A 25,605-nucleotide genomic window follows, 5' to 3' on the forward strand; every position below is an offset into this window, starting at 1 on the left:
GCATCAAGTTCTTCGCCCGCGGCGGCCACAAGCTCGCCGACGAGCTGGAGGACCGCATCGAGTCCGTCTACGAGGAGCACCGGCGCGGTGAGCCCTGGGAGCGGCCGACCGGCTCCGGCGTCGGCCGGGTGCGCGCCTACGACGAGGGCTTCGACCGTTACGTCGCCCATCTGATCGCCGTCCTGCCGAACCGGCTCGACGGGCTGAAGATCGTCCTCGACGAGGCGCACGGCGCCGCGGCCCGGGTGTCGCCGGAGGCGTTCGCGCGGGCCGGGGCCCAGGTCGTCACGATCGGGGCCGAGCCGGACGGGCTCAACATCAACGACGGGTGCGGGTCGACCCACCTGGAGAAGCTGACGGCGGCCGTCGTCGAGCACGGCGCCGACCTCGGTATCGCGCACGACGGCGACGCCGACCGGTGCCTGGCCGTGGACCACCTCGGCGAGGAGATCGACGGCGACCAGATCCTCTCCGTCCTTGCCCTCGCCATGCGCGAGCGCGGCGTACTGCGCTCCGACACCGTCGTCGCGACCGTGATGTCCAACCTCGGCTTCAAGCTCGCCATGGAGCGCGAGGGCATCCAGCTCGTCCGGACCGCCGTCGGCGACCGGTACGTGCTGGAGGAGATGAAGGAGCACGGCTACGCGCTGGGCGGCGAGCAGTCCGGGCATGTGATCATCCTCGATCACGCGACCACCGGCGACGGCACCCTGACCGGCCTGCTGCTGGCGGCGCGGGTCGCCCAGACGAAGCGGCCCCTGCGGGAACTGGCCGGGATCATGGAGCGGCTGCCCCAGGTCCTCGTCAACGTGCCGGACGTGGACCGGACCCGGGTCGGGGACTCGGCCGAGCTGGCCGACGCGGTCGCCGACGCCGAGCGCGAGCTGGGGGAGACCGGCCGGGTGCTGCTGCGCCCCTCCGGCACCGAGCCGCTGGTGCGGGTCATGGTCGAGGCGGCGGACATCGACCAGGCCCGCGCGGTCGCGGGCCGACTGGCCGACGTGGTGAAGTCCGCGCTCGGCTAGCAGCCTCGCTCTGAGACGATCGGCCCGGTCCCCGCGCACATCGCGCGGGGACCGGGCCGTTCTCACAGCTTGCGCAGGCTGAGGCGTTGGACCTTGTGGTCGGGGCCCTTGCGGACGACCAGGGTGGCGCGGCCGCGGGTGGGGGCGATGTTCTCCACCAGGTTGGGCTTGTTGATGGTGCGCCACATGGTGCGGGCGTAGTCGAGGGCCTCGTCCTCGGAGACCTGGGTGTACTTCGTGAAGTACGAGTTCGGGTCCTGGAAGGCGGTGTCGCGCAGCTTGCGGAACCGGTTGAGGTACCAGCGCTCGATGTCCTCGGTGCGGGCGTCGACGTACACGCTGAAGTCGAAGTAGTCGGCGAGGCCCACCCGAGTGCGGCCGTCGGTGCCCGGCAGGGCGGGCTGGAGGACGTTCAGGCCCTCCACGATCAGGATGTCCGGGCGGCGCACGGTGAGCTTCTCGCCGGGGACGATGTCGTAGATCAGGTGGGAGTAGACGGGCGCGGTGACCTCGTCCTTGCCGGCCTTGATGTCGGCGACGAACCGGGTCAGGGCGCGGCGGTCGTAGGACTCCGGGAAGCCCTTCCTCGACATCAGGCCGCGGTTCTCCAGCTCCCGGGTGGGCAGCAGGAAGCCGTCGGTGGTGACCAGCTCCACCCGGGGGTGCTCCGGCCAGCGGGACAGCAGGGCCTGGAGGAGCCGGGCGACCGTGGACTTGCCGACCGCCACCGAGCCGGCCACCCCGATGACGAACGGCGTGCCGGACTGGGAGCCCTGCTCGCCGAGGAAGGTGTTGAGCGCGCCCCGCAGCCCGTCCGTGGCGCCGATGTACAGGTTGAGCAGGCGCGACAGCGGCAGATAGATGTCACGCACCTCGTCGAGGTCGATGACGTCACCCAGGCCGCGCAGCCGCTCGACCTCCTCCGCGGTCAGCGGCAGCGGAGTCTTCTCACGCAGCGCGCTCCACTCGGGGCGGGTGAGATCGACGTAGGGAGTCGCCTCCGGCCTGGACCGGTGGGCGCTCCGGGGTATCGAGGAGACCGGAGAGATCACAGTCCATTGTTAACGGAGTTTGAACACGATGGCGGGTGGGGTCCGTCACGTGCCCGGAGGCGTTCGTACCCCGGTGGGAATTTCCGAAATCGGGCACGCGGAGCCTCTTTCGGGACGTCCGGCGGCCGTAGGCTGCCGCGCATGTGCGGAATCGTGGGATACGTGGGGTCTCAGTCGGCGCTCGAGGTCGTCATGGCCGGGCTGAAGCGGCTGGAGTACCGGGGGTACGACTCGGCGGGTGTCGCCGTGCCGGCGGACGGGGGGCTCGCCGCCGCCCGGAAGGCGGGCAAGCTCGTCAATCTGGAGAAGGAGCTGACGGAGCGGCCGCTGCCGACCGGCACCACCGGCATCGGCCACACCCGGTGGGCCACGCACGGCGGGCCGACGGACGCCAACGCGCATCCGCACCTCGACAACGCGGGCCGGGTCGCCGTCGTGCACAACGGGATCATCGAGAACTTCGCCGTGCTGCGGGCCGAGCTGGCCGAGCGCGGGCACGAGCTGCTGTCCGAGACCGACACCGAGGTAGTGGCCCATCTGCTCGCCGAGGAGTTCTCGGTGACGGCCGACCTCGCCGAGGCCATGCGGCTGGTGTGCCGGCGGCTGGAGGGGGCGTTCACGCTGGTCGCGGTGCACGCCGACGAGCCGGACGTGGTCGTGGGGGCGCGCCGCAACTCGCCGCTCGTGGTGGGCGTCGGCGAGGGGGAGGCGTTCCTCGCCTCGGACGTCGCCGCGTTCATCGCGCACACCCGGTCGGCGATCGAGCTGGGCCAGGACCAGGTGGTCGAGCTGCGGCGGGACGGGGTGACGGTCACCGGTTTCGACGGGCTCCCGGCGCGGACCCGCTCGTACCACGTCGACTGGGACGCCTCGGCCGCGGAGAAGGGCGGCCACGACTACTTCATGCTCAAGGAGATCGCCGAGCAGCCCAAGGCGGTCGCCGACACCCTCCTCGGCCGGATCGACGCCTCGGGCTCGCTGACGCTGGACGAGGTGCGGATCTCCGCCTCCGAGCTGCGGGAGATCGACAAGGTCGTCATCGTCGCCTGCGGTACGGCCTTCCACGCGGGGCTCATCGCCAAGTACGCCATCGAGCACTGGACGCGCATCCCCTGCGAGGTGGAGCTGGCCAGCGAGTTCCGCTACCGGGACCCGATCCTGGACTCGCGGTCGCTGGTCATCGCCATCTCCCAGTCCGGCGAGACGATGGACACCCTGATGGCGCTGCGGCACGCCCGTGAGCAGGGGTCCAAGGTGCTCGCCATCTGCAACACCAACGGCTCGACCATCCCGCGGGAGTCGGACGCCGTGCTGTACACGCACGCGGGTCCCGAGGTGGCGGTCGCCTCCACCAAGGCGTTCCTGACCCAGCTCGTGGCCTGCTATCTGGTGGCCCTGTATCTGGGGCAGGTGCGGGGCACCAAGTGGGGGGACGAGATCACCGCCGTCATCCGGGACCTCGCCCGGATCTCCGGTTCCGTCGAACAGGTCCTGGAGACCATGGAGCCGGTGCGGGAGCTGGCGCGGTCGCTCGCCGACAAGAAGACGGTGCTCTTCCTCGGCCGGCACGTGGGCTACCCGGTCGCCCTCGAAGGCGCGCTGAAGCTCAAGGAGCTGGCGTACATGCACGCCGAGGGCTTCGCGGCGGGGGAGCTGAAGCACGGGCCGATCGCGCTGGTCGAGGACGATCTGCCGGTCGTCGTGATCGTGCCGTCGCCGCGCGGCCGCTCGGTCCTGCACGACAAGATCGTCTCCAACATCCAGGAGATCCGGGCCCGGGGCGCCCGCACGATCGTGATCGCGGAGGAGGGGGACGAGGCGGTCGTGCCGTACGCCGACCATCTCGTCCGGGTGCCGGTCACGCCGACGCTGCTCCAGCCGCTGGTGGCGACGGTGCCGTTGCAGGTGTTCGCCTGCGAGCTGGCGACGGCCCGGGGCAACGAGGTGGACCAGCCGCGCAACCTGGCGAAGTCCGTGACCGTGGAGTGAGCGGTGCGGCGCCGGGGCCGGGCCCGGCGCCGGCCGGTCAGCCGTCGCCCTCGCGGCGCCGCCAGGACGCGCGGGCCCAGCGGACCAGCGAGTACTCCAGGACCGCCATGCCGAGCATGCCGTGCAGGGGCGGGAAACGGTCCTCCTGGATCCGGTCCACGATGAGGTATCCGCAGATCACCGGCCAGACGGCGGCCGCAGTGCCCAGGACGACGCAGAGCGCCGTCCAGCCCCAGCGGCGGGCCGTCCCGCGCAGGTCGCGGGGCGGCTTCTCGGGCGTGCGGGGCCGCGGGATCTGCTCCTCCGGGCGGGCCGGCAGCGGGACCACCGCGTCCGCCGGGGCGGCCGCGTCGATCGCCGCGATCCGCTCGGCGGTGACCCCCTTGAACAGGGTGGGTTCCACGGTGACGACGAACCCGTCGTGCCCGGTGAGGACACGGGCCCCGTCGGGCCGGGCGGTGATCGCCGCCAGGGCGTCGAAGCGGACGGTGACCGGGCCCCGGGGCGTCACCAGGCTCACGCCCTCGGCGCCGATCACCAGCGCGACCTGCTCGTTCTCCAGGGACACGTGCCGGGTGCCGGTCACCTCGTCCTCGGAGTGCTGCGGGGCCAGGGTGAGGCCCGCCCAGTCGACGCCCCGGCCCGGCACCTGGAGCAGGGCGCTCGCCCACGCCTCGCGGGCGACCTCGCGCAGATCGGCGAGGGTCACCGCGTCCAGCTCGGCCCGGTGCCGGTCGGGGCTGAGGATCGGATGCCCGAGCAGCAGGCTCAGCGCGTACGAGGGGAGCGAGACGGCGCCCAGGTCGGGAAGGTCGTACAGCTTGAGGAGCCTGGTGCGCACGGAGTCCAGTTCGGACTGCTCGATCCGGCCCGCGCGCAGCCGGGCGAGGGTGTCGACGAAACCGCCGACCACCGCGTCCTGCTTCTCCGGCAGGGCGTCGGCGTACGCGGTGAGGGTGGCGTACTCGGCGTCGCGCGGGGAGTAGTCGGCCTCCGCCGTGTAGGAGTAACCGCCCTCCTGGCGCAGGTCCTTGAAGAGGGCCCGGCCGACGACGTCGGCGTACACGGAGGCGGCCGTGGAGCGGCGGACGACGGAGGTGAGGACGACATGGCCGTCCTCGCCGTGGATGTAGGCCGGGGTGACCGGAAGGGCGCTGGTCGGGGCCGGGGCCGGGATGCGCTCGCCCGCCGGGAGGGCCAGGTCGAGGCCCTCCGGGACATGATCGGCGGTGATCCACAGGACCGCGTTGTCGCGGGTGAAGCGGGTCTCGGCCCACCGGCGGACCTGGTCGGCGGTCAGGCTCCAGGTGCCGGGCTCGCTGTATCCGGCCAGGCCGTAGCCCTGGGCGCCGTACCGCCACACCGGCATCTGGTGGTTCGGGCCGGTACCCCGGCCGGCCGCCTCGGTGCGCAGGATCTCCTTCTCGGTCTCCAGGCGCTCCATCGGCAGATCGCGCAGGCCCGCGCAGACGCCGTTGAGATGGGCGACGATCTCCTCCTCGGCGCCGGTGGCGTGGAAGAGGGTGTACGTGCTTCCCGTCGCGCCGTTGTGGTGCAGGTCGGACAGGCCGAGGCGGTGCAGGGCGAGATGCTCGACGAGATGGGTGATCCCGGCGGTGGCCAGGGTCTCGTCGGCGCGGCCCACCCGGAAGAAGAGACCGGCGGTGATCTCCTTGCCGGTCCCGGGGGCGTACAGGACGGGAACGCCCTGGACGGTCGTGTGCGAGAGCAGGCCGTCGAGCGTGTCCAGGCCGCTCGGGCCGGTGAGTCCGGTGGTCATCGGTGGGCCCCTCCCTGTGCCTGGAGCGCGGCGTCGCGGAACTTCAGGAATGTGGCCCTCGGGTCGCCCGTGTACTGCCAGGGGAACTCGGAGGCCAGGTCGCCGAGGAAGGCGAAGTGCGGGGCCGCCAGCGCGTGGTGGCCGCCGAGGGAGAAGGCGAACGCGAACACGCTGTGCGCGCCGACCGAGTTCCAGGTGGGGCGGTAGCCGGCGTGCAGCACGGACACCTGGGCGGCGAAGCGCAGATCGTCGCGGACCTGCACGCCCCGCAGATAGGCGGCGGATTCGGCGCCGTCCAGGTCCGCAGCGTGCTCGATGTGGGCGACGGCGACCACGGCGGCGGCGTCGGTGGCGTCGGGCGCGGAGGTCGCGCACTCGCGGGCGAAGCCGTGGGCCAGCTCCCAGGTGCCGCCCCACTTCGGGCAGAGCTGCTGGAGCAGTTGGGTCTGCGCCCGGTACAGATGCGGGTGGTGGGCGGAGAGCCGGTCGAAGCGGCGGCGGGCCTCCGCCCGGCCCAGCTCCAGACCGCGTGCGGTGAGCAGACGGGCCGTCCAGGCGGGGGCGTAGCCGGGCTGCTCGGCGCAGACGTCGATCAGCAGGCGCTCGGCCCTGCGCAGCCAGTCGTGGAACTGGCCGAACTGGTCCCGCGAGACGAGGTGGGCACGGGCGCCGCTGCGGATGTCCCAGCCGATGGTGATGTACCGCTCGGCGAGCAGGGTGCGGGGCAGCGGGTCGGCGGGGAGGTCGGCGGCGGCCCGCTCAAGAAACGTTTCGACACCGTCGATGCCGGCGAGCACGGACGCACCCGCGGTGACCTTCTCCACCGAGTCGAGCGCCGCGAACCAGGCCCGCACCTCGGGCCAGTTGCCCGCGCGGGCCGCGGTGCGCAGCGGGCGCAGCTCGGGTGTGTTGTCGAAGGGGCTGAAGGTGGGACCCGGCGGGCCCCAGCCCTCTTTCGTGGGTCTGCCGTCGGTTCCGCTCATGTCCCCCGCCCGCCTTTTTGTCATGATCAAGTCGCGGAAGGCTAGCAGGAAGCGGTGACATCCGGGTGGGCGGGCGGGGTTGCCGGGCCGCCCTCGGCGGCGGTCGTAGGGTGCTCGGCATGAGCATCATCGGGGTCGGTATCGACGTGGCCGAGATCGAGCGGTTCGCCGCCTCGCTGGAGCGGACCCCCGCGCTGGCCCAACGCCTCTTCATCGAGAGCGAGTTGCTGCTGCCGAGCGGCGAGCGCAGGGGGGTCGCCTCGCTGGCGGCGCGGTTCGCGGCGAAGGAGGCGCTGGCCAAGGCGCTGGGGGCACCGGCGGGGCTGCTGTGGACCGACGCGGAGGTGTACGTCGAGGACAGCGGGCAGCCGCGGCTGCGGGTCTCCGGGACCGTGGCGGCGCGCGCCGCCGAACTGGGCGTCCAGTCCTGGCATGTGTCGCTCAGTCACGACGCGGGGGTGGCCTCGGCGGTGGTGATCGCGGAGGGGTGACGGCGCGGCGGCGATTGCCGGGGCCGGGCGCCCGGCGGTGACAGACTCGGTCGTATGCGTACCGCGTACAGCGTAGAGACGGTCAGGTCAGCCGAGCGCGCGCTCATGGCGCTGCTTCCCGAGGGGGCGTTGATGCAGCGGGCCGCCGCCGGACTGGCGGCCGCCTGCGCCGATCTGCTCGGGCGGGTGTACGGGCGGCGGGTCGTCCTGCTGGTCGGCAGCGGGGACAACGGCGGCGACGCCCTGTACGCCGGGGCCCGGCTCGCCCGGCGCGGCGCAGGGGTGACGGCCGTCCTGCTCGCGCCCGGCCGGGCCCACGCCGAGGGGCTGGCCGCGCTGCTGCGGGCCGGCGGCAGGACCGTGACGCCCGACGGCGCCGGACCGGCGGTCCGGCGGGCCGATCTGGTGCTGGACGGGATCGTCGGCATCGGCGGCAAGGGCGGACTGCGCGAGGACGCCGCCGCGCTCGTCGAACGGGTGGCCGCCACCGGCGCCGCCGTCGTCGCCGTCGACCTGCCCAGCGGGGTGGAGGCGGACAGCGGCGAGGTGCGCGGCGCGGCCGTACGGGCCGACCTCACCGTCACCTTCGGCGCGCACAAGCCGGCGCTGCTGATCGATCCGGCGCGCGAGTACGCCGGGTCGGTGCGGTTCGTCGGCATCGGTCTGGAGCCGCCCGCCGACGGGGCCGTGCTGGAGGCGTTGCAGCACGCCGACGTGGCGGCGCTGCTGCCGGTGCCGGGGGCCGAGAGCGACAAGTACCGGCGCGGGGTGGTGGGCGTCGCCGCAGGGTCGGCGCGCTATCCCGGGGCCGCCGTGCTGGCCGTCGCGGGCGCGCTGCGCGGCGGGGCGGGGGCCGTCCGGTACGTCGGACCCGCCGGGCCGGCCGTGCTCGCCCGGTTCCCCGAGACGCTGGTGTCGGACCGCGGGCCCCGGGAGGCGGGGCGCGTGCAGGCGTGGGTGGTCGGACCGGGGGCCGGGGACGACTCCGCCGCCGTCACCGAGGTGCTCGCGACGGACGTACCGGTGCTGCTGGACGCGGACGGCCTGCGGCTGGCCGACCCGGACGCCGTACGGTCCCGGACCGCGCCGACCCTGATGACCCCGCACGCGGGAGAGGCCGCGGCCCTGCTCGGGGTGGCGCGCGAGGAGGTCGAGGCGGCGCGGCTGGCCCACGCCCGCGAACTCGCCTCGCGCTACCGGGCGACGGTCCTCCTCAAGGGCTCGACCACGCTGGTCGCCGATCCGGACGGGGGGCCCGTCCGGGTGAACCCGACCGGCACCCCGTGGCTCGCCACCGCCGGCAGCGGCGACGTCCTGTCCGGCCTCGCCGGCTCCCTCCTGGCAGCGGGCCTGACGGCACGGGACGCGGGCAGCGTGGCGGCGTATCTGCACGGCCTGGCGGGCCGCTTCGCCTCGGACGGCGCGCCGGTGAGCGCGCACGACGTGGCGGAAGCGGTGCCGGGGGTGTGGAGGGATGTGCGGGGGTGAGGCGGACGGGGCCGGGGCCGGATGGGGTTCTGTCGTGGGTGCCCTTCGTGGGGGGACCGGCCCGGTCCCCGAGGGGTTGTCCGGGGGCTCTGAGACACTGGGCGCGATGACTGAGACTGCACGCCCGGCCGCCGCCCCGTCCCGCGCCCGCGCCGAGATCGACCTGGCCGCGCTGCGGGCCAATGTGCGGACCCTGCGCGCCAAGGCGCCGGGGGCGGCGTTCATGGCCGTGGTCAAGGCCGACGGGTACGGGCACGGCGCGTTCCCGTGCGCCCGGGCGGCCGTCGAGGCCGGGGCCACCTGGGTGGGCACCGCCACCCCCGAGGAGGCGCTCGCGCTGCGCGCCCGGGGCGGGCTGCCGGCGGACGTCCGGATCATGTGCTGGCTGTGGACGCCGGGCGGGCCCTGGCGGGAGGCCGTCGAGGCCGGTCTCGACGTGTCGCTGAGCGGGATGTGGGCGCTGCGGGAGGTCGTCGGGGCCGCCCGCGCCGCCGGCCGTCCCGCGCGCGTGCAGCTCAAGGCCGACACCGGGCTCGGGCGGAGCGGCTGCCAGCCCGCAGACTGGCCCGAACTGGTCGCCGGGGCGCTGCGCGCCGAGCGCGACGGACTGGTCCGGATCACCGGCCTGTGGTCGCACTTCGCCTGCGCCGACGAACCCGGCCACCCCTCCGTGGCCGCCCAGCTCACCCGCTTCCGCGAGATGGTGGCGTACGCCGAGTCGGAGGGCGTACGGCCCGAGGTGCGGCACATCGCCAACTCGCCGGGCCTGCTCACCCTCCCGGAGGCCCACTTCGACCTGGTCCGTCCGGGCGTCTCGATGTACGGCCTGTCGCCGAGCCCCGAGGTCGGCGCCGGCGCGGACCTCGGACTGCGCCCGGTGATGACGCTCACCACCCCGCTGGCCCTGGTCAAGCACGTCCCGGGCGGGCACGGCGTGAGCTACGGCCACCACTACGTCACCCCGGGCGCCACCACCCTCGGCCTGGTCCCGCTGGGCTACGCCGACGGCGTCCCGCGGCACGCCTCCGGCACCGGACCGGTGCTGATCGGCGGCAAGTGGCGGACCGTCGCCGGGCGGATCGCCATGGACCAGTTCGTCGTCGACCTCGGCGGCGACGAACCGCAGGCGGGCGACGAGGCGGTCCTCTTCGGGCCCGGCGACCGCGGCGAGCCCACGGCGGAGGATTGGGCGCAGGCGGCGGGAACCATCGGGTACGAGATCGTCACACGCATCGGCGGACGCGTTCCGCGCGTCTATGTGAACGAGTGACGCGTGAACGAGGGCCGCGTGAACGACTGACGCGCGACCAGTGACGTGACGGGGACGGGCGCCCCGCGGGCGTGACCCCGACGGCAGGCGCCCGGCGGACCAGCGGACCAGCGGATCGAAGGAGCGGTACGTGAGCGAGAGCAGTGCGGAGGCGATGGCGGGCGCCGCCTCGGCGGCCGTCGCCGCCGCCTCCGCGACGGGGGCGGCCGGGAACTGGCGCCGGGCGACCGGTATCGCCGGTGCCGCGATAGGCGTGATCGCCGCGGGCGCCGCGGCCGGGGTCGCCCTGGAGCGGATGACCGTGGGGCGCGGGATGCGGGCCAAGGCCCGGCTCGCCCTCGACTCGGCGGGCCCGTACGGCGCGCTGCGCGGCACCCCCGGCAGGGCGACGGCCGACGACGGCACCGAGCTGTACTACGAGGTGGACGACGTCGAGCCGCAGGGCGGCCCGGCCCCCCGGCGCCGCCGGCTGTTCGGCCGCAAGGCGCCGCTGCCGGTCACCGTCGTCTTCAGTCACGGCTACTGCCTCTCGCAGGACTCCTGGCACTTCCAGCGGGCCGCGCTGCGGGGCGTGGTGCGCACCGTGCACTGGGACCAGCGCAGCCACGGCCGGTCCGCGCGCGGGGCGGCCCAGCTCCAGGACGGCGCGCCGGTCACCATCGATCAGTTGGGGCGCGATCTGAAGGCCGTGATCGACGCGGCCGTGCCGGAGGGGCCGATCGTGCTGGTCGGCCACTCCATGGGCGGGATGACGGTGATGGCACTGGCCGCCCAGTTCCCGGAGCTGATCCGGGACCGGGTCGTCGCCACCGCCTTCGTCGGTACGTCGTCCGGGCGGCTCGGCGAGGTCAACTTCGGTCTGCCGGTCGCGGGCGTCAACGCGGTCCGGCGGGTGCTGCCGGGCGTGCTCAAGGCGCTCGGCCAGCAGGCGGCCCTGGTGGAGAAGGGGCGCCGGGCCACCGCCGACCTCTTCGCCGGGATCATCAAGCGGTACTCCTTCGCGTCCCGGGACGTGGATCCCGCGGTCGCCCGGTTCGCCGAACGGATGATCGAGAGCACCCCGATCGACGTGGTTGCCGAGTTCTACCCGGCCTTCACCGACCACGACAAGACCGAGGCCCTCGCCTGCTTCACGGAGATGCCCGTGCTGGTGCTCGCCGGGATCGGCGACCTGGTCACGCCCAGCGAGCACAGCGAGGCCATCGCCGATCTGCTGCCGGACGCCGAGCTGGTGCTCGTGCCGGACGCCGGGCACCTGGTGATGCTGGAGCACCCGGAGGTGGTCACCGACCGCCTCGCCGACCTGCTGACCCGCGCGGGCGCCGTGCCGGCAGGGGCTACCGTGGGTGGCTATGGAAGCACCAGCAGCACCGCACAACCCGGCTGAGACCGAGCTGATCGTCGACTCCCCCGAACGGATGCGGGAGTTGGGCCGCCGTCTGGCGAAACTGTTGCGGGCCGGCGACCTCGTGATGCTCAGCGGGGAGCTGGGCGCGGGCAAGACGACACTGACCCGCGGCCTGGGCGAGGGGCTCGGCGTGCGGGGCGCGGTCACCTCGCCCACCTTCGTGATCGCCCGGGTCCACCCCTCCCTGGGGGACGGGCCGCCGCTCGTCCACGTCGACGCGTACCGCCTGGGCGGCGGGCTCGACGAGATGGAGGACCTCGACCTCGACGTCTCCCTCTCCGACTCGGTGATCGTCGTGGAGTGGGGCGAGGGGAAGGTCGAGGAGCTGACCGACGAGCGGCTCCAGGTCCGGATCCACCGCTCGGTCGGCGACACCACCGACGAGGTGCGGCACGTGACGCTCACCGGGCTGGGCCCGCGGTGGGCGGCGGCGGATCTGGGCGTGCTCTCCGCCTGACCGCGCCGGAACGTTTCCGACAGGACGTCGGCAAAATGTTGCATTCGGTGTCGTGGGCGTGGTCACATGGTACCCAGACCTTGGTTAGGTCTACCTAACCAGGCCCCGCCCCATCCGAGGAGGCGTCCATGTCGGCCACCGAGCACCGGGCCCCCGAGGCCGCACCGGAACCGTCGCGGCCGTACGCGCTCCCCGGGGTGTCCATGAGCGCGCTGCTGGCCTCGTGCGAGGCCGCCCGCGCCGTCTCGACCCCGCCCCGGACCCCCGACCGTACGGCGTCGGCCGGGCCCGTCGCGCACCCTGAGGCCGCCTGACCGTACGGCGCCTGACCGTACGGCGCCCGACCGTGCGGCGCCTGACCGTACGGCGTCTAGGCCGCTTTAGCGGATCACGACGACCCGCTCGCCGATCGTCGCGAAGTGCCACATCACCTTGCCGTCCTCGCGGGACTCCCGGATGCCGCCCGTGCGGCGGCTCGGGTCCAGCTCCGGCGCCGAGCCGGTCACCGCCGCGCTGAAGCCGATCGTCACGCCCTTGGCGGTCGCGAAGCGGACGACGTGCTCGATGGGTGTGCCGTCGGTGCCGACGGCCGCGTTCGAGCGGGAGGTGACGGTGTACACGCCCGGCAGCGGGTCGACCGAGCCGGGGGACACCTGGAACGTACGTTCCACCTTGCCGTCGCCGGTGACCAGCCACACCCGGTCGTCGTCCACCGAGTACACGACCCGGCGGCCCGAACCGGAGCCGGCCGGCAGCGCCGTGGGGTGCTTCTTGTCGCGCGGGGCCTTGGTCACCGTAGGCGTCGCGACGCCCTCGGCCCGGGGTCTGCCCAGGCCGGCGGGCACGTTCGCGGACGCCTGGTAGGCCAGGACCCCGACCGTCGCCAGGGCCGCCGCGGTGAGACCGGCGACGACCGCCGCGCTGCTGCCTGCCACCGTGACCACTCCATCGTCAAATCGGTGTATGTCGTGCTTCTGTCGCTCTTCTGCCTTTTTCGGTGCCGCTCCGGCGTGACGTTAGCAGCCGTCGCGGCCCCGACCGGGACATCCGACACAGCCGCCGAGGAGCCGTAGGCTGTTGGCGTGCTCTTGCTCGCTCTGGATACCGCCACCCCCGCCGTCACCGTCGCCCTGCACGACGGCACGGACGTCATCGCCTCCTCGACCCAGGTGGACGCGCGCCGGCACGGTGAGCTGCTGCTGCCCGCCGTCGACCGGCTGCTCACCGAGGCGGGGCGCACGCTGGACGCCGTCACCGCGATCGTCGTCGGCATCGGCCCCGGCCCCTACACCGGGCTGCGCGTCGGGCTGATGACCGCCGACACCTTCGGGCTCGCGCTCGGCGTCCCGGTGCACGGCGTGTGCACCCTCGACGGCCTCGCCCACGCCGCCGACCTCCCCGGACCGTTCGTCGTGGCGACCGACGCCCGCCGCAAGGAGGTCTACTGGGCGCGCTACGACGACTCCCGCACCCGGGTCACCGACCCGGCCGTGGACCGGCCCGCCGACATCGCGGAGCGGGTCGCCGGGCTCCCGGCGGTCGGCGCGGGCGCGCTGCTCTACCCGGACACCTTCCCGGACGTCCACGAGCCCGCGCACGTCTCCGCGGCCGCCCTCGCCTCGCTCGCCGCCGAGCGGCTGGCCCGCGGCGAGGAGCTGCCGGCGCCGCGCCCGCTGTATCTGCGCAGGCCGGACGCGCAGGTCCCCAAGAACTACAAGGTGGTCACCCCCAAGTGACCGGAGCCGCCCTTCCCGTGCTGCGCGAGATGCGCTGGTGGGACATCGAACCCGTGCTCGAACTGGAGAAGATCCTCTTCCCGGAGGACGCCTGGTCCCGGGGCATGTTCTGGTCCGACCTGGCCCACGCCCGCGGGCCCGAGGCGACCCGGCGGTACGTCGTCGCGACCGAGGGCGAGCGGATCGTCGGCTACGCGGGGCTGGCCGCCAACGCGGACGTCGCCGACGTGCAGACCATCGCCGTCGCCCAGGGCCACTGGGGCACCGGGCTCGGCGGCCGGCTGCTGACCGAGCTGCTGCGGGCCGCGACCGCCTTCGAGTGCGCCGAAGTGATGCTGGAGTGCCGGGTCGACAACGTCCGGGCCCAGAAGCTCTACGAACGCTTCGGCTTCGAGCCGATCGGCTTCCGGCGCGGCTACTACCAGCCGGGGAACGTGGACGCGCTGGTGATGCGTCTGACGGACCCCTCCACCCAGGTACAAGGAACCGACACCCATGGCTGACGAACCCCTCGTCCTCGGCATCGAGACGTCCTGCGACGAGACCGGCGTCGGCGTCGTCCGGGGCACCACCCTGCTGGCGGACGCCGTCGCCTCCAGCGTCGACGAGCACGCCCGCTTCGGCGGGGTCGTCCCCGAGGTCGCGTCCCGGGCCCACCTGGAGGCGATGGTCCCGACCATCGACCGGGCGCTGAAGGAGGCCGGCGTCTCGGCGAAGGACCTCGACGGCATCGCCGTCACCGCGGGCCCTGGCCTGGCCGGCGCGCTGCTGGTCGGCGTCTCGGCGGCCAAGGCGTACGCCTACGCCCTCGGCAAGCCGCTCTACGGCGTCAACCACCTCGCCTCGCACATCTGCGTCGACCAGTTGGAGCACGGCGCGCTGCCCGAGCCGACGATGGCGCTGCTGGTGTCCGGCGGCCACTCCTCGCTGCTGCTGTCCACGGACATCACCTCCGACGTGCGTCCGCTGGGCTCGACCATCGACGACGCGGCGGGCGAGGCGTTCGACAAGATCGCGCGCGTGCTGAACCTGGGCTTCCCCGGCGGGCCGGTCATCGACCGCTACGCCCGCGAGGGCGACCCTCGGGCGATCGCCTTCCCGCGCGGCCTCACCGGGCCGCGCGACCCGGCGTACGACTTCTCCTTCTCCGGCCTCAAGACCTCCGTGGCCCGCTGGATCGAGGCGAAGCGGGCGGCCGGCGAGGAGGTCCCGGTGCGGGACGTCGCGGCCTCCTTCCAGGAAGCCGTCGTGGACGTCCTGACCCGCAAGGCCGTCCGCGCGTGCAAGGACGAGGGCGTCGACCACCTGATGATCGGCGGCGGCGTGGCCGCCAACTCCCGGCTGCGCGCCCTGGCCCAGGAGCGCTGCGAGGCCGCCGGCATCCGGCTGCGCGTCCCGCGCCCCAAGCTGTGCACCGACAACGGCGCGATGGTCGCCGCCCTCGGCGCGGAGATGGTGGCCCGCAACCGGGCGGCGTCGAGCTGGGACCTCTCGGCGGACTCCTCCCTGCCGGTGACCGACCCGCACGTCCCGGGCCACGACCATGTGCACGAGGTCAGCAAGGAGAACCTCTACACGTGACCGTCGCCCTGATGTGGGAGGCCCGAGCCCTCCCGGCCCGCGGCCCGGACCTCCTCACCTGGGCCCGCGCCCAGCGGCTCCCGCGGCCACCCCTGCGCCGGGAGACCCTCCACGCCCCCCAGGACCGAGTCCTGATCATCACCTGGTGGGACGCCCCCTACGACGCCGACCTCCCCGAACTCCCGGATCCCCCGCCCGAGTTGGTGAGCCGGGGCGTCCACCGATGGCGCTTCGAGTCGGCGCCGGACGGGGAGTAGCACCGGCTCCGGCGCCTGTGGCGCCCCGTGCGCGTCCCCTGCCGCGGCTGCGGATCCGACAGCGCCCAGGCCGGCCCGTCGCCACCGCATCCGGTCGAATTTTTCGTGACTCGCTTCGAATGTTCCGATATCCCATGGCGGGGCACGGGGTTCGTCAAGAGGCCGCGCGAGGATACGATCGCCGCCATGACACCCTCGGAGCCCGCTGAGACACGGACCCGGAGCCAGTCGGGAGAGCCCGGCGGCAGGTCCGGGCAGACCGCGACCCTCGCGGAGATCGCCCGTGAGGCCGGCGTCTCGGCGCCGACTGTTTCGAAGGTCCTCAACGGCCGTGCCGACGTGGCCCCCGGGACCCGCAGCCGCGTCGAGGAGCTGCTGCGCGCCCACGGCTACCGGCGGCGGCGTGCGGAGGCGGCCCGTTCGCCCCTGATCGACCTGGTCTTCCACGAGCTGGAGAGCGCGTGGGCGATGGAGGTCATCCGGGGCGTGGAGAACGTGGCGCGCGACGCCGGGCTGAGCGTGGTGCTCAGCGAGAGCGCCGGGCGCCTCACCCCCGGCCGGAGCTGGGCCGACCAGGTCGCCGCTCGCCGCCCGCACGGGGTGGTGCTGGTGCTGTCCGGGCTCGACGAGTCCCAGCGGGCGCTGCTGACCAGCCGTTCCATCCCGTTCGTGGTGATGGACCCGGCCGGCGATCCGGGCGCGGACGTGCCGTCGATCGGCGCCACCAACTGGCAGGGCGGGCTGGCCGCCACCCGGCATCTGGTGGAGCTGGGGCACCGCAGGATCGGGGCGATCAGCGGGCCGCCGCAGATGATGTGCAGCCGGGCCCGGATGGACGGCTACCGGGCCGCGCTGGAGACGGCCGGGCTGCCCGTCGACCCCGCGCTGATCATGACCGGGGACTTCCACCACGAGACCGGCTACCGGCTCGGCCGTGAGCTGCTCGGCCGCCCGGACCGGCCGACCGCCGTCTTCGCCGGCAACGACCTCCAGGCGCTCGGCTGCTACGAGGCCGCCCGCGAGCTGGGGCTGCGCATCCCGGAGGACGTGAGCATGGTCGGCTTCGACGATCTGCCGGTGGCCCGCTGGGTGGGCCCGCCGCTGACGACCGTACGGCAGCCGCTGACGGAGATGGCCGAGGCGGCGGCCCGGCTGGTCCTCGAACTGGGCCGGGCCCCGGCCGTCGAGTCCCCGACGGCGACCCGTATCGAGCTGGCCACGAGCCTGGTGGTGCGGGCGAGCACGGGGGCGCCGCCGGTGCCGTAGGCCCTCGTGGGTGTGCGCGGTGGCCGGAAGGTGACGTATTGACGGGTGTGGCGGTCGCCTCCACACTCCACCGAAGTCAATCGGTTGCACGACCGAAACTTTCGGAGGCGCCCGTAATGAGATCCTCTCGTTCCTCCAGCGCGTCGCGTTCCTCCCGTTCGTCGTTCCGTGCACGTGCCGCTGCCGCCCTGATCGCCTCGGCGGCGGTGATCGGCTCGCTGCTCACCGCCGGAAGCGGTGTCGCGCACGCCGCCGACACCCCGCTGCGCGATCTGGGCGCCGCCCGGGGCAAGGTCATCGGCACCGCGGTCACCGGCTCCAGGCTCACCGGGACCTACGGCGACCTCGCCGGGGCCCAGTTCGGCTCGCTGACGCCGGGCAACGCCATGAAGTGGGGGTCGGTGGAGCCCTCCCGCGGCACCTTCGACTGGGCCGAGGCCGACCGGATCGTGGCCTTCGCCGAGGCCCACGGCCAGCAGGTGCGCGGCCACACCCTGGTCTGGCACAGCCAGAACCCCGGCTGGCTGACCGGCGGCAGTTGGACCCCCGCCGAACTGCGCACGCTCCTCCGGGACCACATCGGCACCGAGGCCGGACGGTACAAGGGCCGGATCGCGGCCTGGGACGTCGTCAACGAGCCGTTCAACGAGGACGGCACGTACCGTTCGACCCTCTGGTACGACGGTCTCGGCGCCGACTACATCGCCGACGCGCTGACCTGGGCGCGGGCCGCGGACCCGGCCGCCGAGCTGTACATCAACGACTACAACGTGGAGGGCGTCAACGCTAAGTCGACGGCCCTCTACAACCTGGTCAGGTCGCTGAAGGAGCGCGGCGTCCCGATCGACGGCGTCGGACTGCAAGCGCACTTGATCCTCGGTCAGGTGCCGGCCACCTTCCAGCAGAACATCCAGCGCTTCGCCGACCTCGGCGTCGACGTGGCGATCACCGAGCTGGACATCCGGATGACCCTGCCCTCGGACAGCGCGAAACTCGCCCAACAGAAGGCCGACTACAAGGCGGTCACCGCGGCCTGCGCCGCGGTCGCGCGCTGCGTGAACCTCACGGTGTGGGGCTTCACCGACTCCGACTCATGGGTGGAGAGCACCTTTCCCGGCCAGGGCGCGGCGACCCCGTACGACGCGAACTACGCGCCGAAACCGGCGTACTACGGCATCTCCGAGGCGCTCGGGGGGACGACCACCCCGCCGCCGACGGGGGCGTGCACGGCGGTCTACACCGTGCAGAGCCAGTGGAACACCGGCTTCACCGGGAACGTCACCCTCTCCTGCTCGGGCGCCTCGCTGTCGTCCTGGCGGGTGACCTGGACCTACGGGGCGGGGCAGCGGATCACCCAGTCCTGGAACGCGGACTGCGCGCAGTCGGGGGCGGCGGTGTCCTGCCGGAACGCGGCCTACAACGGCGGTGTGCCGGACGGGGGTTCGGTGAGCTTCGGGTTCAACGCGAGCTGGAGCGGCGGCAATCCGGTGCCGGAGGTGACGCTGGGCTGAGAATCATGAGATTCACCGAAGAAATCCGGCCCGGGACGACTGTCCTAACAGTCCGCTAATAATTCGGACTTACGTTCCTCCCCGTGACGCGACACGAGGAGAACCGCGAGGACGGCACCCGAGGGGGCCGACGGCCGGGCCGGCGCGTGCTGAGGGCCGCCGGGCTCGCCCTGGCCGCCGCCCTGGTGCTGGGCGCCGGGGCGGCGGGCTGGGCCTACTGGCACCTCAACGACAACATCCGCAGCGTCGACATCGACAGCGCGCTCGGCGACAACCGTCCCGCGCGGGCGCTCACCACCCCGGCGCCCACCGGTTCGGCCCCGGCCTCCCCGCTGCCCACCGGGGCCGTGAACATCCTGGTGCTGGGCTCCGACTCGCGCAGCGGCGCGGCCAACAAGGCGCTCGGCGGCGGCGACAGCGGCGGGGCCCGCTCCGACACGGCGATGGTCGTGCACATCGACGCGGGACGGACCGGCGCCACCGTGGTCAGCATCCCGCGCGACACCCTCGTCACCCGCCCGTCCTGCCCGCTGTCCTCGGGCGGCTCCACGGCGGTGGCGTACGGCGCGATGTTCAACACCGCGTACGCGGTGGGCGGGCCGGTCTGCGCGGTCAAGACGGTCGAGTCCCTCACGGGCGTCCGGATGGACCACTACATCGAGGTCGACTTCGCGGGCTTCGCCGGGCTGGTGGACGCGCTCGGCGGGGTCACCGTCACCACGGAGGAGGACATCGACGACGACGACAGCCATCTGCACCTCGCGGCGGGCACCCACCATCTCGACGGCGAGCAGGCCCTCGCGCTGGCCCGCACCCGGCACGGCATCGGCGACGGCAGCGACCTCGGCCGCATCGGCCTCCAGCAGCACCTGGTCAAGGCCCTGCTGGCCCAGATCTCCTCCACGGACCTGCTGACCAGCCCCGCCAAGCTGTACGGCGTCGCCGACGCGGTCACCGGCAGCCTCACCACCGACACCGGTCTGGACTCGCTCGGCGAGCTGACGCGGCTCGGCGAGAGCCTGCGGGACCTGAGCACTGAGCACCTCACCACGGTCACCATGCCGGTGGTCACCGCCCCCTCCGACCCCAACCGTGTGGTGGCGGACGAACCGGAGGCGAGCGCACTGTGGAAATCGCTGCGCTGAGCGTGTCGATCCGACGGCCTCCCGTTCGACGCAGGGGTGAGCGGCCGGGAAGGACCCGGCGCCGGACCCGAGGAGTCACCGTGCCCCGCTATCTCTCCCTCGTGAAGATCGACGAAGCCTCCGCCCCCGCCGAGGGCCCCAGCCCCGAGCTGATGCGCCGGATGGGCGAACTCATCGAGGAGGTCACCAAGGCGGGCGTCATGCTCGACACCGCCGGCCTCACCCCGTCCGCCCAGGGCACCCGCGTGCACTGGGAGGGCGGCGAGATCTCCGTCACCGACGGCCCCTTCACCGAGTCCAAGGAGGTCGTCGGCGGCTACGCGATCATGCAGTGCAAGGACCTGGCCGAGGCCCTGGAATGGACCAAGCGCTTCCTCAAGGTCCACGAGGAGTTCTGGACGGTGACCTGCGAGGTCCGCGAAATCGCCGAGGGCTGATCCCCGGACCCCCGGCACGGGCCCGGCCGGGGGTGTTCGATGGGGGTGTGGAACGACAACCCGCCATCGACCCCCTGGCCGCCGTCGAGACCGTGTTTCGGCTGGAGTTTCCCCGGGTGGTCGCCGCCGTCACCCGGGTGGTGCGGGACGTGGGGATCGCCGAGGAGCTGGCGCAGGACGCGCTGGTCGCCGCTCTGGAGCAGTGGCCGCGGGACGGGGTGCCGGACCGGCCGGGGGCCTGGCTGGTCACCGCCGCGCGGCGACGGGCCGTCGATCTGGTCCGGCGGCGGGAGAACTACGCCCGCAAGCTCCGGGAGATCGGCCGCGACCTCGCCGACGTACCGCCGCCGCAGGAGCCGTCAGGACCCGACGACATCGACGACGACCTGCTGCGGCTCGTCTTCATGACCTGCCACCCCGTGCTCTCCGCCCAGGCCCGCACCGCGCTCACCCTGCGGCTGCTCGGCGGCCTCACGACGCCTGAGATCGCCCGCGCGTTCCTCGTGCCCGAGGCCACCGTCGCCCAGCGCATCGTCCGTGCCAAGCGCACCCTCGCCACCAGGAACGTCGCCTTCGAGGTGCCGTACGGACCCGACCGTGAGGCCCGGCTCGGCCCGGTCCTCGACGTCATCTACCTGATCTTCAACGAGGGATACGCGGCCACAGCCGGCGACGACCTGCTGCGCCCGGCGCTGTGCGAGGACGCGCTCCGGCTGGCCCGGCAGCTCGCCGCGCTGATGCCCAAGGAGCCCGAGGTGCACGGCCTCGTCTCCCTGCTGGAGTTCCAGGCGTCGCGCACGGCCGCCCGCACCGCCCCCGACGGCACCCCGGTCCTGCTCCGGGACCAGAACCGCCGCCGCTGGAACCGCATGCTGATCGCCCGCGGCATCACCGCCCTCGACCGGGCCGGCGCCACCGCCCCGGCGGCCCCCGGCCGCTACGCCCTCCAGGCCGCCATCGCCGCCTGCCACGCGCACGCGTACACCTACGAGGACACCGACTGGGCGAGCATCGCCACCCTGTACGGCCTGCTCGCGGCCCGCTTCCCGTCCCCGGTGGTCGAGCTGAACCGCGCGGTCGCCGTCTCGATGACCGAGGGCCCGGCCGCCGCCCTGGCCCTGGTCGACGCCCTCGCCGACGCACCGGCCCTGCGCGGCTACCACCTGCTCCCGAGCGTCCGCGCCGACCTGCTCGCCCGCCTCGGCCGTACGGCGGAGGCCCGGGCGGAGTTCACCCGCGCGGCAGGGCTCGCGGGCAACGGCCGGGAGCGGGACCTGCTGCTGCGCAGGGCCGGGACCACGGCCTGACCCGCCCCGGAGCCTCAGGCGGTGGCCGGGCCGCCGATCAGCATGGTCGGCGCGCCCGCCACCCGGGTCAGGAACACCGTCACCGCACGCGACCCCTGCGGCCTGGGCAGCACCTTGCGGCGCAGTTCCTCCGGCTCCACCGCCGAGCCCCGCTTCTTCACCGTCAGGATCCCGACCTCCCGCTCCCGCAGCAGCGCCTTCAGCTTCTTGACGTTGAAGGGCAGCCGGTCGGTGATCTCGTAGGCGGTCGCGTACGGCGTCGGACGCAGGGTGTCGGCGGTGACGTAGGCGATCGTCCCGTCGATCAGCCCGCCGTCGAGCGCGGCGGCCACCTCGGCGACCAGATGCGCCCGGACGACGGCGCCGTCGGGCTCGTACAGATAGCGGCCGACCGGCCTGACCTGCGGGTTCGGCAGCCCGGTGCCGAGCAGGGTGCGCGGCCCCGGCAGCAGCGTCGCCCGTACGGCACCCGGCTCGGTGCCGAACCACAGCACCGCCTCCTTCACGTCCCCGCCGTCCGAGATCCACTCCGCCTCGGCCTCGGCGGGGATCGCCTCGTGCGGCACCCCGGGCGCGATCTTCAGCGCGGCGTGCGGAGCGGCGAGGGCGGCCCCGATCGCCCAGGACAGCGGCGGCGAGTACGCCTCGGGGTCGAAGATCCGGCCCCGGCCGCCCCGCCGGGCCGGGTCCACGAACACGGCGTCGAAGCCGGCCGTGTCCACCTCGGTGACGTCCGCCTCCCGTACGTCGATCAGGCCGGCGAGTCCCAGCGCCTCGGCGTTCGCCCGGGCCGCCGCCGCGGTCGGCGCGTCCCGGTCGACGGCCAGCACCCGGATCCCGGCGCGGGCGAGCGCGATCGCGTCCCCGCCGATCCCGCAGCACAGGTCGGCGACGGAGGTGATGCCGAGGCTCTTCATCCGCTCGGCCCGGTAGGCCGCCACGCTCGCCCGCGTCGACTGCTCGACGCCGTTCGGCGTGAAGAACATCCGCCGCGCGTCCTCGGCCCCGAACTTCGCCTCCGCCCGCTGCCGCAGCCGGGCCTGCCCGAGCGCGGCGGACACCAGCTCCGCCGGATGGTCGCGGCGCAGCCGGGTGGCGACGGCGAGTTCATCGGCGGGGGCGGTGCCGCGCACGGCGTCGAGGAGGGCACGGCCCTCGGGGGTGAGGAGCGGGGCGAGGTCGTTCACCGGGACATTGTGGGCCAGTCGGAGGACGGTGTGCCTCCGGTGGAGGTGTCGTGCGGTGTCGGGCCGGGATTCCCGGGGGACGGCTGCGAGGATCCGGCGCCATGGGATCCGTCGTACAAAATGACAAGAATGGCGCATCTGGGGCTTACGGCACTGCTGACACCGCCCGCACCACCCCTGCGTCCCGTGCCGCGCGCCGCCGGGCCGGCATCCGGGGCGGGATCGCGATGCTGGCCCTCACCGCGATCGGGTCGGGCTGTGTCCAGGGCGGTGGCGCGGAGCGCGGCGGCGGTGCGGGTTCCCCGGGGCCGGAGTCCGGCGCGGCGGCGCCTCCCGCCGGACCCGCCGACGCGGCCGACGCCGCCGACGCCCGTCGTGAGCAGGCGTCCCGGCTCCGGGCCGAGCGCACCGCCCGGATCGCGGCCGCCCGGCGATGGGGCCTGAAGAAGGTCCCGCTCACCGCACCGGCCCCGCCCGCGCGCAAGCCCCGGATCACCACCCGCGAGGGTTTCGAGGTCGACGGCCACGAGGAACTCGGTCTGCCGCCGGTCTTCACCCGGATCCCCACCCGGCAGAAGGTCGTCTTCCTCACCATCGACGACGGCGCCGAGAAGGACCCCGCGTTCCTGCGGATGATGAGCGAACTCAAGGTCCCGTACACGGCGTTCCTCAGCGACTACGTCATCGACGACGACTACGCCTACTTCCGCGAGATGCAGAAGCGCGGCGTGACCCTGAACAACCACACCCTGAACCACCCCTATCTGCCCGGCCTGTCCTACCGGAAGCAGCGGCACGAGATCTGCGGCATGCAGGAGGTGCTCCGCGAGAAGTACGGCAAGCGCCCCGCCCTCTTCCGGCCGCCCTTCGGCAACTACAACCGCGACACGCTGATCGCGGCGAAGTCCTGCGGGGTGACATACGCGCCACTCTGGGCCGAGGAGGTCTTCGTCGACCGCTGGGAGTACCGCGAGTGGGACCGTGACCTCCACCCCGGCGACATCGTCCTGAGCCACTTCCGCGGCAAGGGCCACTGGAAGGGCACCATGCCCGACATGATCCGCCGGTTCCTGAACAAGGTCACGGAGGAGGGGTACGCGGTGGCACGCCTGGAGGACTACCTGTGAGGACGCGGCGGGCCCTGACGGCCGTCCTGCTGGCGCTGGCCGTGACGGCACCGGTCGGCTGCGCCCAGTCGGTCGACCCGATCGAACGGCTCGGCAAGAAGGCGGCGGAACGGGTCGCCCCGCGTGGTGCCTCGCACGACGGCGCGACCGACGGCCAGGGCGGCGGCCGCGGCGAGGACCGGCAGCCCTACCGCCGCTGGGGCCTCGCCGCCCCGCTCGCCTCGCCGCCCGCGCCTGCCGCACCCCTGTCCGGCAGCCCCGGCCCGGACGGCACGTCCGCCGGCCGGGACGCCGCCCTGCCGCCCGTCGTCGACCACGTCACCACCCGCGACCCGGTCGTCTTCCTCACCTACGACGACGGCGCCGAACGCGACCCCCGATTCGTCGACATGGTCCGCGAACTACGGCTCCCGGTCAGCATGTTCCTCACGGACAGCGTGGTCGGCCCCGGCTACGGCCACTTCGCCCGGCTGCGCTCGGTCGGCGCGAGCCTCCAGAACCACACCCTCGACCACGCGGCCCTGCGCGGACTGCCGTACGCCGGACAGCGCGCCGAGATCTGCGGCCAGCAGCAGAAACTGCACGCCCGCTTCGGCCTGCGCCCCCGCCTCTTCCGCCCGCCCTACGGCCGGTACGACACCACCACCCTGCGCGCCGCCGCCGACTGCGGCATCACCGCGCTCGTCCTGTGGCGCGCCTCGATGGGCCCCGCCGACCTCACCTACACTCACGGCCCCCACCGGCTGCGTCCCGGCGACATCGTCGCCGTGGACCCGGACGAGCTGCTCGGCCCGACCCTGCGCGAACGCACGACACGCCTGCTGCGCCGGATCCAGGAAGAGGGGCTGACGGTGGGGCGGTTGGAGGACTACCTGTAGTCCTCGACGATTCTCTGCTGTTCTCTGCTGTTCCCGGTGGGCCCGTGATGCCCGATTTCCCGCCCGCGCCCCGCCGTCATTGGCACTCCGCTTGACCGAGTGCTAATCGCAGTCATAGTCTCGGCTCTGGCACTCCCCACTGGAGAGTGCCAACAACGCGACGGGCAGGTCCGGCACCCGCGACGACGGATCCACCTGGTCGCCACCTCAGACAGTTAACCCCGTGAGATCTCCGAAGGGGGAGGTCGGATCGTGACGACCACCAGCTCCAAGGTTGCCATCAAGCCGCTCGAGGACCGCATCGTGGTCCAGCCGCTCGACGCCGAGCAGACCACCGCCTCTGGCCTGGTCATCCCGGACACCGCGAAGGAGAAGCCCCAGGAGGGCGCCGTCCTCGCCGTGGGCCCGGGTCGCTTCGAGAACGGCGAGCGCCTGCCGCTCGACGTCAAGGTCGGCGACGTCGTCCTGTACAGCAAGTACGGCGGCACCGAGGTGAAGTACAACGGCGAGGAGTACCTCGTCCTCTCGGCTCGCGACGTCCTCGCGATCATCGAGAAGTAGTTCATCTCAGGCACACATTTCGTTGCTTGACACTGCGCCCCTGGCCCCCGCGACCACATAAGAAGCCGGGCGCCCGGGGCGCAGTGCATTTTTCATCCACAGACATCGAGAGGGCTCCCGCTGTCATGGCGAAGATCCTGAAGTTCGACGAGGACGCCCGTCGCGCCCTCGAGCGCGGCGTCAACAAGCTGGCCGACACGGTCAAGGTGACGATCGGCCCCAAGGGCCGCAACGTCGTCATCGACAAGAAGTTCGGTGCCCCCACCATCACCAACGACGGTGTCACGATCGCCCGTGAGGTCGAGATCGAGGACCCGTACGAGAACCTCGGCGCGCAGCTCGTGAAGGAGGTGGCGACCAAGACCAACGACATCGCGGGTGACGGTACGACCACCGCCACCGTGCTCGCCCAGGCGCTGGTGCGCGAGGGCCTGAAGAACGTCGCCGCCGGCGCCTCCCCGGCCGCCCTGAAGAAGGGCATCGACGCCGCCGTCAAGGCCGTCTCCGACGAGCTGCTCGCCTCGGCCCGCCCGATCGACGACAAGGCCGACATCGCCGCCGTCGCCGCGCTGTCCGCGCAGGACCAGCAGGTCGGCGAGCTGATCGCCGAGGCCATGGACAAGGTCGGCAAGGACGGTGTCATCACCGTCGAGGAGTCCAACACCTTCG

26 protein-coding genes are annotated in these 25,605 nt (G+C 73.4%); 21 read left to right on the forward strand and 5 right to left on the reverse strand.

The features are described 5' to 3' along the window. Positions 1–1,025 (forward strand): phosphoglucosamine mutase (locus G6W55_RS32710; RefSeq protein WP_175524328.1); only part of this gene is annotated, 1,025 nt, incomplete at its 5' end. Between the two features lie 62 nt (positions 1,026–1,087). Here G6W55_RS32710 and coaA read toward each other — a convergent pair. Beyond that, positions 1,088–2,077: a type I pantothenate kinase gene (coaA, locus tag G6W55_RS32715; RefSeq protein WP_175524329.1), complete on the reverse strand. Its 990-nt coding sequence runs from the start codon at positions 2,075–2,077 to the stop codon at positions 1,088–1,090. Between the two features lie 141 nt (positions 2,078–2,218). Here coaA and glmS point away from each other — a divergent pair, with 141 nt between their 5' ends. Beyond that, entirely contained in the window at positions 2,219–4,066 is a 1,848-nt protein-coding gene (gene glmS, locus G6W55_RS32720; RefSeq protein WP_175524330.1) for a glutamine--fructose-6-phosphate transaminase (isomerizing), read from the forward strand. 37 nt (positions 4,067–4,103) lie between these two features. Here glmS and G6W55_RS32725 read toward each other — a convergent pair whose 3' ends face one another. Both G6W55_RS32725 and G6W55_RS32730 read right to left on the reverse strand, forming a co-directional pair. Further along, positions 4,104–5,846 carry a pitrilysin family protein gene (locus tag G6W55_RS32725; protein WP_175524331.1) on the reverse strand — a complete coding sequence of 581 codons (1,743 nt, stop codon included), beginning with the start codon at positions 5,844–5,846 and terminating at the stop codon, positions 4,104–4,106. Further along, positions 5,843–6,829: a hypothetical protein gene (locus tag G6W55_RS32730; protein WP_175524332.1), complete on the reverse strand. Its 987-nt coding sequence runs from the start codon at positions 6,827–6,829 to the stop codon at positions 5,843–5,845. The genes G6W55_RS32725 and G6W55_RS32730 overlap by 4 nt, the downstream gene beginning before the upstream one ends. Before the next feature lie 119 nt (positions 6,830–6,948). Here G6W55_RS32730 and G6W55_RS32735 point away from each other — a divergent pair, with 119 nt between their 5' ends. The 6 genes from G6W55_RS32735 (at position 6,949) to G6W55_RS32760 (ending at position 12,257) form a co-directional block, all read left to right on the forward strand. Continuing rightward, a complete protein-coding gene (locus G6W55_RS32735) occupies positions 6,949–7,320 on the forward strand; it encodes a holo-ACP synthase (RefSeq protein WP_030788209.1) in 372 nt (123 codons plus the stop codon). 54 nt (positions 7,321–7,374) lie between these two features. After that, on the forward strand, positions 7,375–8,808 hold the full coding sequence (locus G6W55_RS32740) for an NAD(P)H-hydrate dehydratase (protein WP_175524333.1): 1,434 nt from the start codon (positions 7,375–7,377) through the stop codon (positions 8,806–8,808). Positions 8,809–8,914: 106 nt separating this feature from the next. Next, positions 8,915–10,078, forward strand: coding sequence for an alanine racemase (alr, locus tag G6W55_RS32745; RefSeq protein WP_175524334.1), 1,164 nt, complete (start codon positions 8,915–8,917; stop codon positions 10,076–10,078). 130 nt (positions 10,079–10,208) lie between these two features. Then, the gene (locus G6W55_RS32750) at positions 10,209–11,465 is read left to right on the forward strand and encodes an alpha/beta fold hydrolase (RefSeq protein WP_175524335.1); all 1,257 of its coding nucleotides are present in this window, start codon (positions 10,209–10,211) and stop codon (positions 11,463–11,465) included. After that, positions 11,431–11,943, forward strand: a complete 513-nt coding sequence (tsaE, locus tag G6W55_RS32755) for a tRNA (adenosine(37)-N6)-threonylcarbamoyltransferase complex ATPase subunit type 1 TsaE (protein ID WP_063754130.1) — start codon at positions 11,431–11,433, stop codon at positions 11,941–11,943. Before G6W55_RS32750 ends, tsaE begins: the two co-directional genes overlap by 35 nt. A 128-nt stretch (positions 11,944–12,071) precedes the next feature. After that, the gene (locus G6W55_RS32760; RefSeq protein ID WP_175524336.1) at positions 12,072–12,257 is read left to right on the forward strand and encodes a hypothetical protein; all 186 of its coding nucleotides are present in this window, start codon (positions 12,072–12,074) and stop codon (positions 12,255–12,257) included. A 66-nt stretch (positions 12,258–12,323) separates the two neighbouring features. On the opposite strand, the gene G6W55_RS32765 is transcribed toward G6W55_RS32760, so the two are convergent. Then, positions 12,324–12,878, reverse strand: a complete 555-nt coding sequence (locus G6W55_RS32765) for a hypothetical protein (protein ID WP_175524337.1) — start codon at positions 12,876–12,878, stop codon at positions 12,324–12,326. Positions 12,879–13,025: 147 nt separating this feature from the next. Here G6W55_RS32765 and tsaB point away from each other — a divergent pair, with 147 nt between their 5' ends. The 9 genes from tsaB to G6W55_RS32810 all read left to right on the forward strand — a co-directional run bounded on the left by tsaB (position 13,026) and on the right by G6W55_RS32810 (position 21,183). Next, positions 13,026–13,679, forward strand: a complete 654-nt coding sequence (gene tsaB, locus G6W55_RS32770) for a tRNA (adenosine(37)-N6)-threonylcarbamoyltransferase complex dimerization subunit type 1 TsaB (protein WP_175524338.1) — start codon at positions 13,026–13,028, stop codon at positions 13,677–13,679. 29 nt (positions 13,680–13,708) lie between these two features. Beyond that, positions 13,709–14,182 (forward strand): ribosomal protein S18-alanine N-acetyltransferase, encoded by a 474-nt coding sequence (rimI, locus tag G6W55_RS32775; RefSeq protein ID WP_175524348.1) that lies wholly within the window; start codon positions 13,709–13,711, stop codon positions 14,180–14,182. Continuing rightward, entirely contained in the window at positions 14,175–15,260 is a 1,086-nt protein-coding gene (gene tsaD, locus G6W55_RS32780) for a tRNA (adenosine(37)-N6)-threonylcarbamoyltransferase complex transferase subunit TsaD (protein ID WP_175524339.1), read from the forward strand. Before rimI ends, tsaD begins: the two co-directional genes overlap by 8 nt. Next, positions 15,257–15,517, forward strand: coding sequence for a hypothetical protein (locus G6W55_RS32785; protein WP_175524340.1), 261 nt, complete (start codon positions 15,257–15,259; stop codon positions 15,515–15,517). Before tsaD ends, G6W55_RS32785 begins: the two co-directional genes overlap by 4 nt. A gap of 186 nt (positions 15,518–15,703) precedes the next feature. Beyond that, positions 15,704–16,783: a LacI family DNA-binding transcriptional regulator gene (locus G6W55_RS32790; protein WP_175524341.1), complete on the forward strand. Its 1,080-nt coding sequence runs from the start codon at positions 15,704–15,706 to the stop codon at positions 16,781–16,783. Between the two features lie 116 nt (positions 16,784–16,899). Further along, positions 16,900–18,294 (forward strand): endo-1,4-beta-xylanase, encoded by a 1,395-nt coding sequence (locus tag G6W55_RS32795; protein ID WP_175524342.1) that lies wholly within the window; start codon positions 16,900–16,902, stop codon positions 18,292–18,294. A gap of 83 nt (positions 18,295–18,377) precedes the next feature. Continuing rightward, entirely contained in the window at positions 18,378–19,439 is a 1,062-nt protein-coding gene (locus G6W55_RS32800) for an LCP family protein (RefSeq protein WP_175524343.1), read from the forward strand. Between the two features lie 80 nt (positions 19,440–19,519). Beyond that, on the forward strand, positions 19,520–19,876 hold the full coding sequence (locus G6W55_RS32805) for a YciI family protein (RefSeq protein ID WP_175524344.1): 357 nt from the start codon (positions 19,520–19,522) through the stop codon (positions 19,874–19,876). Continuing rightward, positions 19,798–21,183, forward strand: coding sequence for a sigma-70 family RNA polymerase sigma factor (locus tag G6W55_RS32810; RefSeq protein WP_175524345.1), 1,386 nt, complete (start codon positions 19,798–19,800; stop codon positions 21,181–21,183). Before G6W55_RS32805 ends, G6W55_RS32810 begins: the two co-directional genes overlap by 79 nt. A 14-nt stretch (positions 21,184–21,197) precedes the next feature. On the opposite strand, the gene G6W55_RS32815 is transcribed toward G6W55_RS32810, so the two are convergent. Then, positions 21,198–22,370, reverse strand: coding sequence for a methyltransferase domain-containing protein (locus G6W55_RS32815; RefSeq protein WP_175524346.1), 1,173 nt, complete (start codon positions 22,368–22,370; stop codon positions 21,198–21,200). Positions 22,371–22,471: 101 nt separating this feature from the next. Here G6W55_RS32815 and G6W55_RS32820 point away from each other — a divergent pair, with 101 nt between their 5' ends. The 4 genes from G6W55_RS32820 to G6W55_RS32835 all read left to right on the forward strand — a co-directional run. Continuing rightward, positions 22,472–23,497: a polysaccharide deacetylase family protein gene (locus G6W55_RS32820; RefSeq protein ID WP_175524347.1), complete on the forward strand. Its 1,026-nt coding sequence runs from the start codon at positions 22,472–22,474 to the stop codon at positions 23,495–23,497. Then, complete coding sequence (locus G6W55_RS32825) at positions 23,494–24,375, forward strand: polysaccharide deacetylase family protein (protein WP_309243861.1); 882 nt, start codon at positions 23,494–23,496, stop codon at positions 24,373–24,375. The genes G6W55_RS32820 and G6W55_RS32825 overlap by 4 nt, the downstream gene beginning before the upstream one ends. 252 nt (positions 24,376–24,627) lie before the next feature. Beyond that, entirely contained in the window at positions 24,628–24,936 is a 309-nt protein-coding gene (gene groES / locus G6W55_RS32830; protein WP_020132158.1) for a co-chaperone GroES, read from the forward strand. Between the two features lie 125 nt (positions 24,937–25,061). Beyond that, a partial coding sequence (locus G6W55_RS32835; RefSeq protein ID WP_303049958.1) for a TCP-1/cpn60 chaperonin family protein occupies positions 25,062–25,605 on the forward strand: 544 nt, incomplete at its 3' end.

The sequence above is a fragment of the Streptomyces sp. CAI-85 genome (genome assembly GCF_013363615.1).
Classification (GTDB): domain Bacteria; phylum Actinomycetota; class Actinomycetes; order Streptomycetales; family Streptomycetaceae; genus Streptomyces; species Streptomyces antibioticus_B.